Annotated in this window: 11 protein-coding genes and 2 pseudogenes; 12 read left to right on the top strand and 1 reads right to left on the bottom strand. The window is 70.0% G+C overall.

Translation table 11 applies throughout. From position 1 onward, the window contains the following. The first annotated feature begins 2 nt into the window (after positions 1-2). The 10 genes and pseudogenes from ACGFZF_RS12815 to ACGFZF_RS12770 all read left to right on the top strand — a co-directional run bounded on the left by ACGFZF_RS12815 (position 3) and on the right by ACGFZF_RS12770 (position 9,211). Entirely contained in the window at positions 3-770 is a 768-nt protein-coding gene (locus ACGFZF_RS12815) for a hypothetical protein (protein WP_371593855.1), read from the top strand. A gap of 277 nt (positions 771-1,047) precedes the next feature. Beyond that, positions 1,048-1,437: a hypothetical protein gene (locus ACGFZF_RS12810; protein WP_033221573.1), complete on the top strand. Its 390-nt coding sequence runs from the start codon at positions 1,048-1,050 to the stop codon at positions 1,435-1,437. Next, positions 1,434-2,219 carry a DUF317 domain-containing protein gene (locus tag ACGFZF_RS12805; protein WP_252310282.1) on the top strand — a complete coding sequence of 262 codons (786 nt, stop codon included), beginning with the start codon at positions 1,434-1,436 and terminating at the stop codon, positions 2,217-2,219. Before ACGFZF_RS12810 ends, ACGFZF_RS12805 begins: the two co-directional genes overlap by 4 nt. 156 nt (positions 2,220-2,375) lie before the next feature. Beyond that, on the top strand, positions 2,376-2,741 hold the full coding sequence (locus tag ACGFZF_RS12800) for a hypothetical protein (RefSeq protein WP_252310281.1): 366 nt from the start codon (positions 2,376-2,378) through the stop codon (positions 2,739-2,741). Next, positions 2,732-3,559: a DUF317 domain-containing protein gene (locus ACGFZF_RS12795; protein ID WP_327265443.1), complete on the top strand. Its 828-nt coding sequence runs from the start codon at positions 2,732-2,734 to the stop codon at positions 3,557-3,559. Before ACGFZF_RS12800 ends, ACGFZF_RS12795 begins: the two co-directional genes overlap by 10 nt. Before the next feature lie 71 nt (positions 3,560-3,630). Then, positions 3,631-4,026, top strand: coding sequence for a hypothetical protein (locus ACGFZF_RS12790; protein WP_252310279.1), 396 nt, complete (start codon positions 3,631-3,633; stop codon positions 4,024-4,026). Positions 4,027-4,189: 163 nt separating this feature from the next. Further along, complete coding sequence (locus ACGFZF_RS12785; protein ID WP_252310278.1) at positions 4,190-5,980, top strand: type IV secretory system conjugative DNA transfer family protein; 1,791 nt, start codon at positions 4,190-4,192, stop codon at positions 5,978-5,980. A gap of 539 nt (positions 5,981-6,519) precedes the next feature. Further along, positions 6,520-6,861 (top strand): annotated as a pseudogene (locus ACGFZF_RS12780) (hypothetical protein); the annotation flags it as partial. Beyond that, positions 6,858-8,096: a DNA cytosine methyltransferase gene (locus ACGFZF_RS12775; RefSeq protein WP_266353997.1), complete on the top strand. Its 1,239-nt coding sequence runs from the start codon at positions 6,858-6,860 to the stop codon at positions 8,094-8,096. The pseudogene ACGFZF_RS12780 and the gene ACGFZF_RS12775, both read left to right, overlap by 4 nt. After that, entirely contained in the window at positions 8,096-9,211 is a 1,116-nt protein-coding gene (locus ACGFZF_RS12770) for a DnaB-like helicase N-terminal domain-containing protein (RefSeq protein ID WP_371593854.1), read from the top strand. Before ACGFZF_RS12775 ends, ACGFZF_RS12770 begins: the two co-directional genes overlap by 1 nt. Before the next feature lie 571 nt (positions 9,212-9,782). Here ACGFZF_RS12770 and ACGFZF_RS12765 read toward each other — a convergent pair. Further along, positions 9,783-10,430 (bottom strand): annotated as a pseudogene (locus tag ACGFZF_RS12765) (transporter); the annotation flags it as partial. A 131-nt stretch (positions 10,431-10,561) separates the two neighbouring features. On the opposite strand from ACGFZF_RS12765, the gene ACGFZF_RS12760 reads away from it, so the two are divergent. Together ACGFZF_RS12760 and ACGFZF_RS12755 are read left to right on the top strand one after the other, a co-directional pair. Then, positions 10,562-11,713: a site-specific integrase gene (locus ACGFZF_RS12760; RefSeq protein ID WP_303037918.1), complete on the top strand. Its 1,152-nt coding sequence runs from the start codon at positions 10,562-10,564 to the stop codon at positions 11,711-11,713. Beyond that, positions 11,710-14,187 carry a site-specific integrase gene (locus tag ACGFZF_RS12755; protein ID WP_252310270.1) on the top strand — a complete coding sequence of 826 codons (2,478 nt, stop codon included), beginning with the start codon at positions 11,710-11,712 and terminating at the stop codon, positions 14,185-14,187. Before ACGFZF_RS12760 ends, ACGFZF_RS12755 begins: the two co-directional genes overlap by 4 nt. The last annotated feature ends 10 nt before the right edge of the window (positions 14,188-14,197 follow it).

The following is a 14,197-nucleotide window of genomic DNA, read 5'->3' as shown; positions in this document are numbered from 1 at the left end:
CCATGCCCGCCCCCCATACCCTGCCCGCCGACGACAGCCGCGACGTCGAATCGTTCGCCACCGTCCTCTCCGAGGAACTCCCCGGCCACTGGACCATCCAGTACCACCAGCACGCCCGGCACGAGGAGCAGTTCACCCACGCCGAGAACGTATGGGACCTCAACGAGGTAGCAGCCGCGCTCGCCGAGTACGCCCTGGGCGCCGACGCCCACCTCGTCCGCGATGACGGCATGAGCCTGTACGTCACCGTCCACCCCCGGCATGAGGGGGAGTTCCTCGTCGCCGCCATCGCTCCGGCCGGCGTCGCCCCCGAGGCGTACGCCGGGGTACGCGAGCCTGACGGGATCGCCGTGCCCGCCGACGCCGAGCGCGCCGCCCGCGCCGTCACCGCAGATCTGCTGCCGCGCTACGACATCGCCCTGGCCCAGGTCCGGCACAACGCGATGAACCCCCCGCCGCCCGGGCCCGGCGCGCGGCAGGAGCAGGTGGTGATGACCTGGCTTGAGGACGGTTCGCTCGCCGCGGTCACCACCACCCGTCCCTCAGCCGAGGTCCTTCTCGCTGAAGGGTTCGTCTGGGAGAGCGCAGCGAAGGCGTACGTGCTCGGCGGGGACGACACCCGGGCTCAGGCCCACGCCGTCCGGGCCGCCGGCGCCCGCCTCGCCCGCCTCGGCATCCCCACCGTGCTGCGCGCCGCCGCCCGCCCGGCCGCGGAGGCCACGCTGCCCACGCCACAGCCCGGTGCCCGGACCACCGCCCGAACCCGGTGACCGTGCCCGACCCGCGCCAGACCAACCGCCCCCAGCCATCGGCTGACACTCCTGACGGTCGGCCCCGTGTCCCGCTGCTCAGCGCGGCCCGCCGACCGGCTCTCGCCCGCTTCCTGTTGCGCCGCTACCTGCGCGCCGTCGTCGTCAAAGCCGCAGGCACCGACCGGCCCCGGCCCGCGATGTCACCGCCGCGCCACGTTGGCGCACCGGCCGCCTCCATCCACCGCCACACCCGCTGACCGCCGTCGTGGGTAACGCACAGCACCCTGGACCGCCCATGACCCCACCCGTCACCGCCGACGCCCTCACCGCGGGCATCACCCTGCAGCTCGACCAGCTATCCGAGCGGCTGTCCCAGGCCGGGCCGCAGCAGGCCGCCCAGATCCTCCGGCAGGTCCTGGATGCCGACAGCGGCGTCCTCGGCAGGCTGTCAGCCCTGGTCGGCACTGGTACCTACGTGACCAAGCACCATGCCCAGAGCGGCGTCTTCCCGGCGGAGATGTGGCTGGCTCTCGGGCGCACCGCCAACACGTTGTACGACCTCGCCCTCGACCTGGACGAACACCAGGAAGTCTTCGAGGAGATCGCCACGCGCCACCCCCTGACCACGTCGCCTCCGACGGCCACGCAGGCCACCGCCCTGGTGGCGCGTGGGAGGCACCGGTGAGCCGACAGCAGCAGTGGACCGGCTGGGGTCAGGCCCAGCAAGCTGAGCAGCACTACCTGATCGAACCGCGCTACCTGGCCGGCGGCGGCGACCTGCGGCATGTCAGCGAGTTCCTGCGCGCTTCGGGCTGGAAGGACATCACCCGCAAGTCCGGCACGACGCTCGCCTTCGACTCGCCCGACCAGATGGTGCGCGTCGCCTACCAGCCGCCGGGCGGCTGGCAGATCCACGGCGCCGCCCAGGGACATCAGCCGGCCTGGCAGGTCACCCTCACCCCGCAGACCCCGGTGGAGATCGTCGCGGGCCTGACCGACGCACTCACCAAGCCGCGCTCGGCGCACGCCCCGAACGTGTGGGCGCCGCTCACCGAGAAGTCGTGGAGCATGCAGCAGGACGACTACTTCGTAGCCCAGAGCCCCGACCGGCACGCCGTCGTGCAGTACGTCAAAGCCGGCGGTGACGGCAGCCAGGACCACTGGTGGGTCGGCGCCCGCAACGAGCACGGGCCTGTGTGGAACGTGCAGGCCACCGCGAGCACCCCGCTGAACCTGATGCAGTCCCTGACCACGGCCTTGGCCGACCCGGAGCCGGTGATGCGCCCGCGCGGACACGTCCCGCTCAGCAACCGGATCCGCGCGACCTCCGTGTCCGTGCGCCCCGACCAGCTCGGCGCCTGGCAGCAGGCCCGTCTCTCCGCCGCCCGCGCCGCCACCTGGGGCCGCAACTGGGTCTCATCCCGTGCCCGGACCAGCAAGGCACCCGGCTATGCAAGAACCCGATGACCGGCCCGGTCCATCGTCGCCCCTCCTCGGCCGCGCCCTTGGGCGACATCTCACCCCGACCACCAGTCCCGGCCCGGCACCCGGCGCCTCCACCGCCCGGTCACGGCCTGATACCCCCGCGCTCCTGAACCGCCTTTCCCCTCCCCGGAGCTTTCGATGACCGACGAACCCACCACCCAGCTGACCGCGGAAGAGGTCCGCGCGTCCGCCCAGACCCTGCACCGCCTCGCCGCCCACCTGCGGACCGGTCCCAGCCTGGCCGATGCCCTTCCCTTGATCGCCGCGCTCGTCGACGCCGATACAGGTACCGCAGCCCGCCTCGGCGAAGCCCTGCGCGGCATCGCCCGCTACCTCGCCCAGGAGACCACCGTTCCCCGCACCGAAATCGTCGAGGCGACCCTGGGCGAGTACATCGAGGCGGCATCCGTCCTGCAGGACCTGCGGCTGCTCGACCTCACCCTGGACCCCCTGCGGACTGCCTCCGTCCGCAGGGCACCCGCCCAGGCGGTCCCGTGGCGGTAAGCCCCACCCAGCGGGCCTCGTACGCCGAGGACCACGCCACGAAGATCCCCTTCGAGACCACGCCCCGCCCCCTCGCCGGGCCCGGCGACCCACGCCACGTCACCCACGCCCTGCTCGCCGCCGGCTGGACCCTCACCTCCGCCCCCGGCGACCTCCGGATCGCCCTGGCTGGCCCCGACGAGGCCCGGCACCAGCTGGTGATCGATCCGTTCGCCTCCGGCTCGCCGTGGCGGATCCAGTCCGTCGACTGGACGTGGAACGCCTCCTTCGACCGGATGGTGCCGGCGGAGATCATCGCCGGATTCACCGACGGCCTTCTCCACGGACCGCGCCGAGGCGACAGCAGTCCGTGGGAGCACATGCAGATGGCCGGCTGGGCCCTGGAGCGCCAGCCGGACGGCACCGGCCAGGCCCGCTCGCCTGCACCGGAGCTGCCGATCAGCGCCGAACTGCGTCCGATCTTCAACGACTGCTCCGACCAAATGGCTTGGCGGATCGTCCAGCCCGACCACACCGGTGCGCCGATCTGGAAGATGTGGATCAGCGGCCCGGTCCCGGACCACCTCATGGCCGGCCTGGCCGAACAGCTCGTCTCGGCCGCCCCCGTCCTGCGCGGCATGTACGACCTCGATCACTACAGCGCCCGGCAGAACCCCAGCCCGCTCACTCCCCAGCAGGCAGTCGAAGCCCACTTCACCCGCATCGACGCCGCCCGGGCACAGGCCCGCGCCCAGCGCCGCACCCACCTCACCACCCGCCTACCGGCCCCGGCCGCCGCCCCGGCAAGTCCGGCGCACTCCCGTACATCCCGCCCCTGAAACCCGAGAAGGCCCGCCCTTGCTCCAATCCGCCCCCCTCCGGCAGCACTGCCGTCCCCGGCCTTCAGGCGATGGTCAGCCGTCTTGCGGCCTTCCTGCGCGCGGCGGATGCGGCGGTCGACGCCTGGGACCTGTACTCCGACGAGCACACCGATCTCGATGGCTGGCCGTACGACCCGGAGAGCTACGACGACCGCAAGGCCGACCGGGACCACGTGGTGTGGAAGGCGTTCGAACCGGTCAGCGAGGAGGCCGGCGTCCTGCTCGACGCCGCCGAGGCCGACCTCGAACGGGTCCCCGCCTCCTCCGTCCAGAACCGTTGGGCCTGGCAACTGACTCAACTGCGCGATGCGCTCGACCAGATAGCGGCCATCAGGACGGAGTGCCGAACCCGCCTCGCTGCCCATCCTCATGCAAGCGCGGAGGCCCGCCAGGCTGCAGTTGACGCCCGTAACGCGGAGGCGTGAAACGCCCTTTACGGCTGGTTCGTCCACGGCCGCGCCGTCCTGGAGATCCATACCACCGCCGTACGCACCGCCGCAGGCCCTCGGATCGAAACCACCACCCACATCCCCCTCAGCCCGGTCGTACGGCTCACCCGCCGCGACCGCCAAATGGAATCGCGCGCCCTTGTCTCAGCCCAGCTCCTCCGCCGACGGCTACGACATAGCCTTCAAGGCCCTTCTCGGGGCCTTCGCCGTCGCCATCCCCCTCACCCACCTCGCCTGGCTCGGCGGGAACCTCACCTCCCTGGCCACCAGCAACGCCTGGGCCGCCTACCGGCCCGCCGACGCACTGATACGTCCCGACCAGCTCTGGCCCGACCTGGGAGAAACGTCCCTGCTGATCGGTGCGCGGATCCTGCCCGTCCTAGCCCTGCTCGCCCTTGCCGCCGCCGGCGGCCTGTGGTGGAGCCGCCACAAGGGCACGCTCGGCGGCAACAAGAAGCGCCGCATCGAGGGCACCGCGAAGGCCAAGGACATCGCACCGGTCCTGGCCACCGCGATCACCGAAAAAGCCCGCAGCCTGCGCCTGAGCCTGAAGGACGCCCAACGCATCGCCCCGTCCGACACCGGGATCCTCCTCGGCAACCTCCAGGGCAGCAAGACCGAAGTCCGGATGGGGTGGGAGGACGTAGCGGTCGCGATCATGGCCCCCCGCTCCGGAAAGACCACCTCGCTGGCGATTCCCTCGATCCTGGCCGCCCCCGGCGCCGTGCTCCTGACCAGCAACAAGGCTGCCGGTGACGCCTATACGGCCTGCTTCGACGCCCGCAGCCGGGTGGGTCGGGTGTGGTCGATGGACCCCCAGCAGATCGCCCACGCACCGCGCACCATGTGGTGGAACCCGTTGGCCGACGCGAAGTCCCTGGAGGGCGCGGGACGTCTGGCCGGCCACTTCCTCGCCGCCTCCGTGGACGCAAGCCAGCAGGGCGACTTCTGGTCCAAGGCCGGCAGCAACGTCCTGAGCCAGCTGTTCCTGGCTGCGGCCCTCGACAACCGCCCGATCACGGACGTGATGCAGTGGCTGGCCTTCCCCGCCGACCGGCGCCCCCTCGACATCCTGCGCGACCACGGATTCACCGCTGTCGCAGCCCAGTTGAAGGGAACGGTCGAGGGTCCGCCCGAAACGCGCGACGGGGTGTATGAGACCGCAAGACAGTACGCGTCCGCCCTACTCAGCGCCGACATCGCCACCTGGGTGACCCCGCAGAAGGACGTCCCGGAGTTCCGCCCGGCCGATTTCGTGGCCTCCACCGACACGCTGTTCCTGCTCTCCAAGGATGGCGGCGGCGGAGCCTCCGCGCTGATCGCTGCGTGCGCGGACTCAGTGATGCGGGCCGCGACCACCCGAGCCGAACGTACCGGCGGGCGCCTCGATCCGCCCATGCTCGCGATCCTCGACGAGGCCGCCAACGTGTGCAAAATCTCCGATTTGCCGGACCTGTACTCGCACCTGGGTTCCCGCGGGATCATCCCGATCACGATCCTGCAGAGCTACCGGCAGGGTCAGAAGGTGTGGTCGGACGCAGGCATGGACGCCCTGTGGTCGGCGGCAACGATCAAGGTAATCGGCGCCGGCATCGATGATCCCGATTTCGCGGACAAGCTCAGTCGTCTGATCGGTGACCACGACGTCGAGACGAAGTCCACCAGCATCTCCGACTCGGGCAAGTCCACCTCGATCAGCATGCGGCAGGAGCGGATCCTGCCCGCGGACCGGATCCGCGCGCTGCCCAAGGGCACCGCCCTCCTCTTCGCCACCGGGCTCCGCCCGGCCGCGCTCGACCTGCGCCCCTGGTACCTCGAACCGGGCGCGGGCGACCTGGCCGCCGCATCCAAGGCAGCCTCGGACGCGATCACCGCGCGGGCAGTCGCCAAAGCCGCCCCTGCGCAAGCCGACTTCAAGAAGGCCGCGTGATACCGCACCTCACACCCGTGCGCTTCCACATTCTAAACAAGGACGGAAAGGAAGGAATGACCCGACGTCAATGCACCGGGGGCCATACAACGCATCATAACGAGCCCCCTGCCCTCGGCCCTCGCCCGGGAAGCCGCTGACTTCCTCACCCAGCAACTTCGCGCGCAACAGGAGCAGGACTTCCGTATCGGCCAGCGGCACCAGCCACTGAAGCAAGCCGCGAATGCGAACATCGTCCGCTTCGCGCACCGCCTCGACTATCGCGTCGACCAGCCCCGCGGCCTCGTCTGGGGCAGGCGCCGGGCTGGCCGCGGGCCCAACCTGACCGGCCCGCCCGGCGCCCTCACAGGGTAGGACGTCAGCCATCGGCTGTTCCCTGCTCGCACCCATGCACGGTTGAACGACTGGCCCCCCTCCAGAGTCACGGTCCTCGTCAACCCACCCTCCCCGCATCGCAGCGCCTCGGGCACCGCCCTCCGCGGGCCCTTCCACGCCCCTACAGAAAGGTCACGGCCCTGTCTCGATTCTCAACAACTCGCCCATTTCACGGAAGTGCTCAATGGCGCAGCATCAGGGACTCCTCTCCCAGTGAATGGACTGACGTCGTCGAATTCGACGCGGCCATCCATCAGGGCAATGCCCGCGCGAACGCGAGCGGCAACCCGCTCCTCGGCCAGGCTTTTCTGCACCGCTCCCGGGCGCCCCTTTCCGAGGCGCCGATCGACCATGTCACCGCAGCAGAATGGGCCGCCCTCCAGCAGGAGAACGACGCTCCGGACGCGGAGGCTCTCGAAGCCGGTGTCGTGGACGGCTGCTCGCCGTGGGCCTGCCGGGGTGAGCAGCCCGAACCGGTCCGGGACGATTTCGGGCTGGCCGTATGAGAGACCTCATCGTGGACCTCTTCGCCGGTCCGGGCGGTTGGGGACATGCCCTGCACGTGCTGGGTGTGCGCGACGTCGGCCTGGAGTGGGACGAATGGGCCTGCAAGACTCGCGCCGCAGCCGGGCAGACCACGATCCGTACCGACGTCGCGCTCTACCCGGTCCGGCCCTTCGTGGGGCGGACCCGCGGGCTGATAGCGAGCCCGCCCTGCCAGGCATGGAGCATGGCCGGCAAACGTCTCGGGCTTGTCGACCAGCCTCTTGTCCACCAGGCCGTTGCCGACCTCGCGGTCGGCCGCGATACCCGGCCCCAGCTGCTTGCCGCCTGCCAGGACCCGCGGTCGCTACTGGCAGCCGAGCCCATGCGATACCTCCATGCCCTCCACACCGTGGGCGAGCCGGAGTGGGTGCTGATGGAGGAGGTGCCCGACGTCGCACCGCTGTGGAAGCAGTACGCCGCCGTGCTGCGCACCTGGGGATTCTCCACCTGGAGCGGCATCCTGAACGCGGCCGACTACGGCGTACCGCAGACCAGGAGGAGGGCGATCCTGATCGCCTCCCGCATCCGTCGGGCCGCCCCGCCCGAACCCACGCACGCCAAGCTCGGCGAGCAGGAATCCCTCTTCGGGCCCGGCCGCCAGCGATGGGTGTCCATGGCCGGAGCCCTGGGCTGGGGCCGCACGGACGGGCCCGTGCCCACGGTGTGCGCCGGCGGCGGACCCGGGGGCGGGCCCGAACCCTTCCCGTCCGGCTCCCGTAAGACGCTGTCCGACGCCCGCGACCGCGGCGCCTGGCAAAGCCCCCCGCCCCGCACGGACCTCTCCCGGAGCTCCAAGACCGGCTCGCCGTGCAGGTGCCGGGAAGGGGCCCGGCCGTCGCCTCGCTGCGCGGCCGGACCGGACTGGGTTCTGCGCAGCAACAGCCAGGCGAATGCGGCCGTCCGCCCCGTGACCGAGCCGGCCGCCACCTTGTTCTTCGGCAACCGCGCCAACGAATGCATCTGGACCACCCGCTCCGCCACAACCCTGGGCTCCGCCGCGGCGCCGGCCATCCGGATCACCGCCGAGGAAGCCGGGATCCTGCAATCCTTCCCGGCGGCTTACCCCTGGCAGGGCACCAAGGGCCAGCGCTTCTCGCAGATCGGCAACGCCGTCCCCCCGCTGCTCGCAGGGCACTTGATCGCGCCGCACGTGGAACGCACGCTCAACCGCGACGACTTCGTCCTGGCGGCGTGATGCCCGACCACGCCCGCGCCGCATCCGAGGAAGATCTCCTCGGGGATCCGGCACCTCTGCCTGTGGTCCACTACGCCGAGCAGGCCCTGCTCGGCGCCCTGCTCCTGGTACCCGACCGCCTGAAGACCATCGGCCCGCTCGAGCCCGAGCACTTCTCCAGCGCTGCCCACGGCAGCCTGTTCGCGGCGATGCGCACGGTGTCCCCGCCCACGCCCGAGGTCCACCGCACCAGCCCGGTGTGGCCGAACCAGCTCCTCGACGCCGCCCAGACCCGCGCCCTGAATGCCGCCTACCTGCACATCCTCATCAGCAACTGCCCCACAGACGCCCATGCCCCGGCCTATGCCCAGATGGTCCGCTCCGGACATGCCCGCCGCCTCCTGCGCCGGCACGCCGGGCTCCTCTCCCAGGCCGCCCGCACCCCGGGGCCCGAGCCGGCCGGAACCGTACTGGCCCGCGCCGACGAGCTCGCCGTCTACCTCGACGAGCTGGCCACGGCCTTCCCCTCTCACCGCGGGTCGATGCCCAGAACCCCGGCGGCATCCGGCCCGGCAGCCGAGGCGTCGGCGGAGGCGGAAGACGAGGAACGGATGCTGCTGGCCGCAGCGACCGCCCGCCCCGACGACCTGCCGCGGATGCGCTGGCTACACGAAAGCGACTTCACCGTCCCCGTGCACGCCGCCCTCTTCGCCTGCCTGACGGCCCTCGCCCGCAGAGGGGCGCCCGTGGACCCCATCACCCTGCTGTGGGAAGCCCAGCAACGCGGCCTGCTTAACTTGGGGTTCGGCCCTGACAGGGTCCTCGACCTGGTCTCCTATCCCGCCGGTGCACCGGAGCACTGGGGCCAGAAGATCCTCCAGCGCGCGCTCCTCAGTCAGGCCGTCACGGTCGCCTCCCGAATCGCGACGCTGACGTCGGACGAGGCAACCTCCGTCCACCAACTGGCCACCGGCAGCCGCCGGGCACTCTCCACGCTGTTCTCCGTCCGGAACCGCTGGCACCACGCCACCAACGACCCGGGCGTGAAGCCCCCTTCCCGCCCGTCAGCCGCCCTTCAAAATCCGGCCGTGCGAGCCGGCCCCGCCGCACGAACCCCAGCCCGGCCAAGCCGATGACCATTCCCGCCCCGACCGAAAGCCCCTCATGCCTCATGCCTCCGCCGACGCTCACATCCGCTTCGCCCTCCACCCAGACCACCACCCCAGCCGTCGTCACCACGACCTCCGGCTCCACGAGCGACGCCGCTCGCTCTCACCTGTACGACCTCGGCTTCCCCAGCATCGGACCGGACACCATGGTCCTCGCCCACATCGACCACAAGGAGCCGTACTACGCGAACACCGCAGCCAAACAGCTGAGTCGATACCGCTTCACCGTCGAGATCGAGACGGCCCTCCAGGAAAAGATCGACACGGAACGGACCTGGGGCAACCATCCCTTCCCCTGGTGTACCCGCGACGAAGTACGTGAGGTCAGCGCCGAAGCCCAGCGCAGCCACAACGACATCGCCGAAGGCCGCCTGGTCGTCCGAAACCGGGGATCGTGGGGAAGATGGCGACCTCCACCGCCACGTCCCCGCTCGATCCGTCGAAAGGCCCCGCCGAGAACCCGAATGCCTTCCCGAATTTCACGGACAGCGCGCTCCGCTCGCTCAGGGCGAGGGCCCCAGCGCTGGGTCGCCAGGCCCTACGCCACCGCAACATACGACAGCCGAAACAGGTCCAGCGCGCGCTCCACGTCCTTCTCCGAGTGCAACTGGACCTCCAGGTCACCAGTGCCGTGGTGTCCCAGCCCCGTCACGTCCCTCGTGAAGCCCGAAACGAGGTCGACGGCCGCCGGGGCTGCTTTGAGGTACGCCAGGAGCTTGTCCTGCCTGGCCGTGACGCAGGCGAAGTTCCGCAGCCTCTGGTACGCGTCGTACTGCTTGCGCCGGACTTTCGAGACGTCCTCGCCCAGCCCCAGGAGCACCTCGTCCACCGCTGCCGCCAGCTCCGCCATCGCTCCTGACGCCTGCCGCGCAGGCGCTGGCGCGTCAGCGCCACGACGACGCGGGCGCGGAGACGCTTTGGCCTGCCCGGCGACCGCGGCGACCGTCTCGAGTGCGATGTGGTGCTCGCCGAACAGCCGGTACCGCACCAGGTCGATCGTTCTCCGATGCTCGCGGATCGCGTGGAGGTCGTAGCGGGTGAAATCGCCAGCGACGCAGATCAGCCGGGGCGCGCTCCACAACACCTGCGACGCCGCAGTCACCCCGAGACGCTCGCGGACCAGCACCTGGAACTCGGTGCGGTGATCCATCAGCCAGGCCAAGTAGAACAGCCCTTGCGACAGGACCTGTTGACTGAACTACTGGCGGAGTTTCCGCAGGTCAGTGACCTTGTGGTGGGGGCGTCGTTGAGTCGGCCATGGAGGCATCGAGAGACCTGTCAGCCTTGTCCGTACCCCTGGTCGGAGAGCTGGTGGCCATGGATGATCCGTGGGATCCCTACCGGCTCATCGGCCCAGCCGGACAACCGGTCGAGGGAGCTGGCGCCTTCCTACGGGATCTGCAGGGAGCCGGTCGTTCAGCGACGACGGCCCGTTCCTACGGGATGGATCTGCTGCGCTGGTTCCGCTTCTTGTGGGCTGTCGAGGTGCCGTGGGACCGGGCGAGTCGGATCGATGCGAGGGACTTCTCCCGCTGGCTTCAGATCGCCGGCCAGCCGAGGCGTCCGCACTGGCGGCGCCCGAGCGAGGCGGGCCGATGGGCTGCGGGCGGAAAGCCGTACGCACCGTCGGTACGAGCGCACAACGAGACAGTGCTGCGGACCTTCTACGACTTCCACCGCGACATCGGCACCGGGCCGCTCCTCAACCCGTTCCCGCTGGACCGGACGCGTCGCGGCCGGCGGGCTCACGCCCACCGCAACCCGATGGATCCGCCCCGCAACGAACGCACCGGTCTCTACCGGCCGAGGGTGCCCAAGAGGGTGCCCCGCAGCGTCCCTGATGAGGAGTTCAACGAGATCTTCGCCCGGCTCCCGTCCCACCGGGACCGGGCGCTGGTCGCCTTCTACGTCTCGACCGGAGCCCGGGCCAGCGAACTGCTCAGCACATGGCAGGCGGGCGTCGATCCGGGACGCCAGCTGATCTCGGTGGTCCGCAAGGGCACCCGCGAAGTCCAGGAACTCCCTGCCTCGACCGATGCGTTCGTCTGGTTGCGGCTTTACCAGCTGGAGATGGATGATGCGATCCCACGCGGGCAGCGCCTCCCAGCGTGGTGGACTCTGCGCTCACCATCGAGGCCGCTGACCTACCACGCGGTTCACCGCATGTTCGAACGGGCAAACGCTAAGGCCGGCACGTCCGCGACGCTGCACGCGCTGCGGCACACTGCCGCCTACCGCATGGCCGAGGATCCCAGTCTGCCTCTCACTGATGTCCAATTCGTTCTCGGTCACGCCCAGTTGACCACGACACAGCTTTACCTCACACCCCGCAAGGAGGTGGTGATCCGGCGACTGCTGGCCCACCATGCTGAACAGGCGCGGCAGGCAGCCGCCCGCATCGCACCGCCTCCCGCAGCCGACTACCGGCCGGAGAGCCTCGATGTGCTGTTCGGAGCCGGTGCCCGATGACCACCATCTTGTCGCCACGCGCCGACCGCGCCCTGGTTCACGGGGTTTCACCTGGGCGCAACCGCGCAATGGCCGCCCAGCAGCGCTTCCCCGCCCGGACCGTTCCTGACACTTGGTCGGGCACCGAGCGCTCGCGCGCCGAGGCGGCCCGATTGCTGTCCCGTCCGCCTTACACTCTGAAGAACGCCGGCAGCGAACTGCACCACAAGCACGGCATCGTCATGGTGCTGGACTGGCTGGAAGACCAGCCCGGACAGACCTGGCAGGAACGGTGGCAGGCCAGCGGCATCGAGCAGGCCGGAGCCGCCTGGCGGCCGGTGATCAAGCAGTGGCTTCACGAGCGCGGCATGAAGGCGGCCTGGCGCATGCCGGTAGTGGGCCGGGCCCTGACGACGGTGATCAGCGCTGAGCTGCTGCGGCCGTCGGTGGACTGGCTGGCCGCCGGCGCCAGCCGCCAAGGAGTGCTGGTCCGCTCCATGGCGCACAGCCGTGATCCGCGCGGATTTGAGCGCCTGCGCGAGCTGGGCTCTCAAGCCCAGGGCGTGCGGCCGGGCGCAGTCAGCACGACGCTCTGCCGCAGCGCCCTGATCCTCGCGGCGAAGGGCGGCACGCTGGCTGATATCACCGTCGGTGATGTCCTGGAACTCCTGGAGACCCAAGCCGTGGTGCTCAAGCGGGCGATGGCGGGGACTGAGGTGTTCTACCGCCTGCTGCACCAGCTCGGAGCCCTCGGAGAGGAGGCCCCGCAAAATCTGCGTGCGGTCCGTAACCTGGGACAGCGGACCCCGGAGGAGCTGATCGACCGCTACGGACTGATCTGCCGTCCCGTCCGTGACCTGCTGGTGGACTATCTCCGGGAACGCCAGCCCACGCTGGACTACAACAGCCTGAAGTCCCTCTCTTACCACCTCGGCAAGTGTTTCTGGCAGGACATCGAGCACCACCACCCCGATGCTGACAGCCTCCGCCTCGCCCCGGACGTCATCTGGCAGTGGAAGCAGAGGATTCGCACCAAGGACAAGACTGTCACCGGTCCCGACGGCCGGCGCACGAGCGCAAAGGTCGAGAGGCTCAATCACCGGGACACGCTCACCCAGGTGCGGGCCTTCTACCTCGACATCGCTCAGTGGGCCCTGGAAGAGCCCGGCCGCTGGGGCCCGTGGGTGGCACCGAGCCCGGTGAGGGCTGACGAGTTGGAGCACCGCAAACTACAACGCCGACGCAAGGCGAGGATGGACGCCCGCACCCGCGAGCGCCTGCCAGTCCTGCCGATCCTTGTCCGCTCGGTCGACCAGCGTCGCAGGGACGCTGCCGCGGTACTGGATTCCGCCCGGCACACCAGCCCCGGCGAGGTGTTCACTGCTGCCGGTCAGCAACTTGTACGCGCCGTGGTTCCGCACGGAACGGCCGGCCGGATCTGGGCCGAGGACCCGGACACCGGCAAACGCCGCGATCTGGGGCTTGAGGACGAGAGGGCCTTCTGGACCTGGGCCGCGGTCGAGGTCCTGCGGGCCACTGGCATCCGCATCGAGGAACTGCTGGAACTCAGCCACCACAGCCTGGTCCAATACCGGCTGCCCACCACCGGTGAACTCGTTCCCCTCCTGCAAATCGTGCCGTCCAAGACCGATACCGAGCGGCTGCTGCTGGTCAGCCCCGAGCTCGCTGACGTCCTGAGCGCGATCATCTGCCGAGCCCGAGACAGCACCGGGGCCGTTCCCCTGGTCCGTTCCTACGACCGCCGCGAATGCGAGTGGCAGGCGCCAGCCCCGTTGCTGTTTCAACGACGCATCTCCGGCGAGGACCGCGCATTCACCGACGAGACCGTCCGCACAATGCTGGACCAGGCCCTCGTCGCCACTGGCCTGACCGATACCACCGGCGACCCACTGCGCTACACACCGCACGACTTCCGCCGCCTGTTCATCACCGACGCCATCCTCAACGGACTGCCACCACACATCGCCCAGGTCATCGCAGGCCACCAGGACATCAACGTCACCCTCGGCTACAAGGCCGTCTACCCCGAAGAGGCAATCCAGGCGCACATGGCCTTCCTCGCCCGCCGCCGATCCCTCCGCCCAAGCGAGGAATACCGAGTACCCACCGACGAGGAATGGCAGGAATTCCTCGGCCACTTCGAGCGGCGCAAAGTCTCCATCGGCGCATGCGGCCGCGCATTCGGCACCCCCTGCATCCACGAACACGCCTGCGTCCGCTGCCCGATGCTCTGGCCCGACCCCGCCCAACGCGACCGACTCGTCGAGATCCGCGACAACCTCCTCGCTCGCATCGCCGAGGCCGAATGCGAAGGATGGCTCGGTGAGATCGAAGGACTCCAGGTCAGTCTCGCAGGCGCCAGAGACAAGATCGCCCAGATCGGCAACGCAGCGGCCAGCCGTGTGGTGGAGCTCGGCATCCCCGAATTCAAGCAGATCGGCGGCCGCCACAGCAACCAAGAAGGAGGACTTTGAATGAGCATCT

The organism is Streptomyces sp. NPDC048338 (assembly GCF_043201055.1).
Lineage (GTDB): Bacteria > Actinomycetota > Actinomycetes > Streptomycetales > Streptomycetaceae > Streptomyces.
This window is presented reverse-complemented; position numbering and strand designations above follow the sequence as displayed.

Bases quoted from the DNA above. Each gene is read 5' to 3' on its own strand.
- ACGFZF_RS12755 (WP_252310270.1), top strand. From the start codon at position 11,710: ATGACCACCATCTTGTCGCCACGCGCCGACCGCGCCCTGGTTCACGGG.
- ACGFZF_RS12800 (WP_252310281.1), top strand. From the start codon at position 2,376: ATGACCGACGAACCCACCACCCAGCTGACCGCGGAAGAGGTCCGCGCG.
- ACGFZF_RS12815 (WP_371593855.1), top strand. From the start codon at position 3: ATGCCCGCCCCCCATACCCTGCCCGCCGACGACAGCCGCGACGTCGAA.
- ACGFZF_RS12790 (WP_252310279.1), top strand. From the start codon at position 3,631: ATGGTCAGCCGTCTTGCGGCCTTCCTGCGCGCGGCGGATGCGGCGGTC.
- ACGFZF_RS12775 (WP_266353997.1), top strand. From the start codon at position 6,858: ATGAGAGACCTCATCGTGGACCTCTTCGCCGGTCCGGGCGGTTGGGGA.
- ACGFZF_RS12810 (WP_033221573.1), top strand. From the start codon at position 1,048: ATGACCCCACCCGTCACCGCCGACGCCCTCACCGCGGGCATCACCCTG.
- ACGFZF_RS12770 (WP_371593854.1), top strand. From the start codon at position 8,096: ATGCCCGACCACGCCCGCGCCGCATCCGAGGAAGATCTCCTCGGGGAT.
- ACGFZF_RS12760 (WP_303037918.1), top strand. From the start codon at position 10,562: ATGGATGATCCGTGGGATCCCTACCGGCTCATCGGCCCAGCCGGACAA.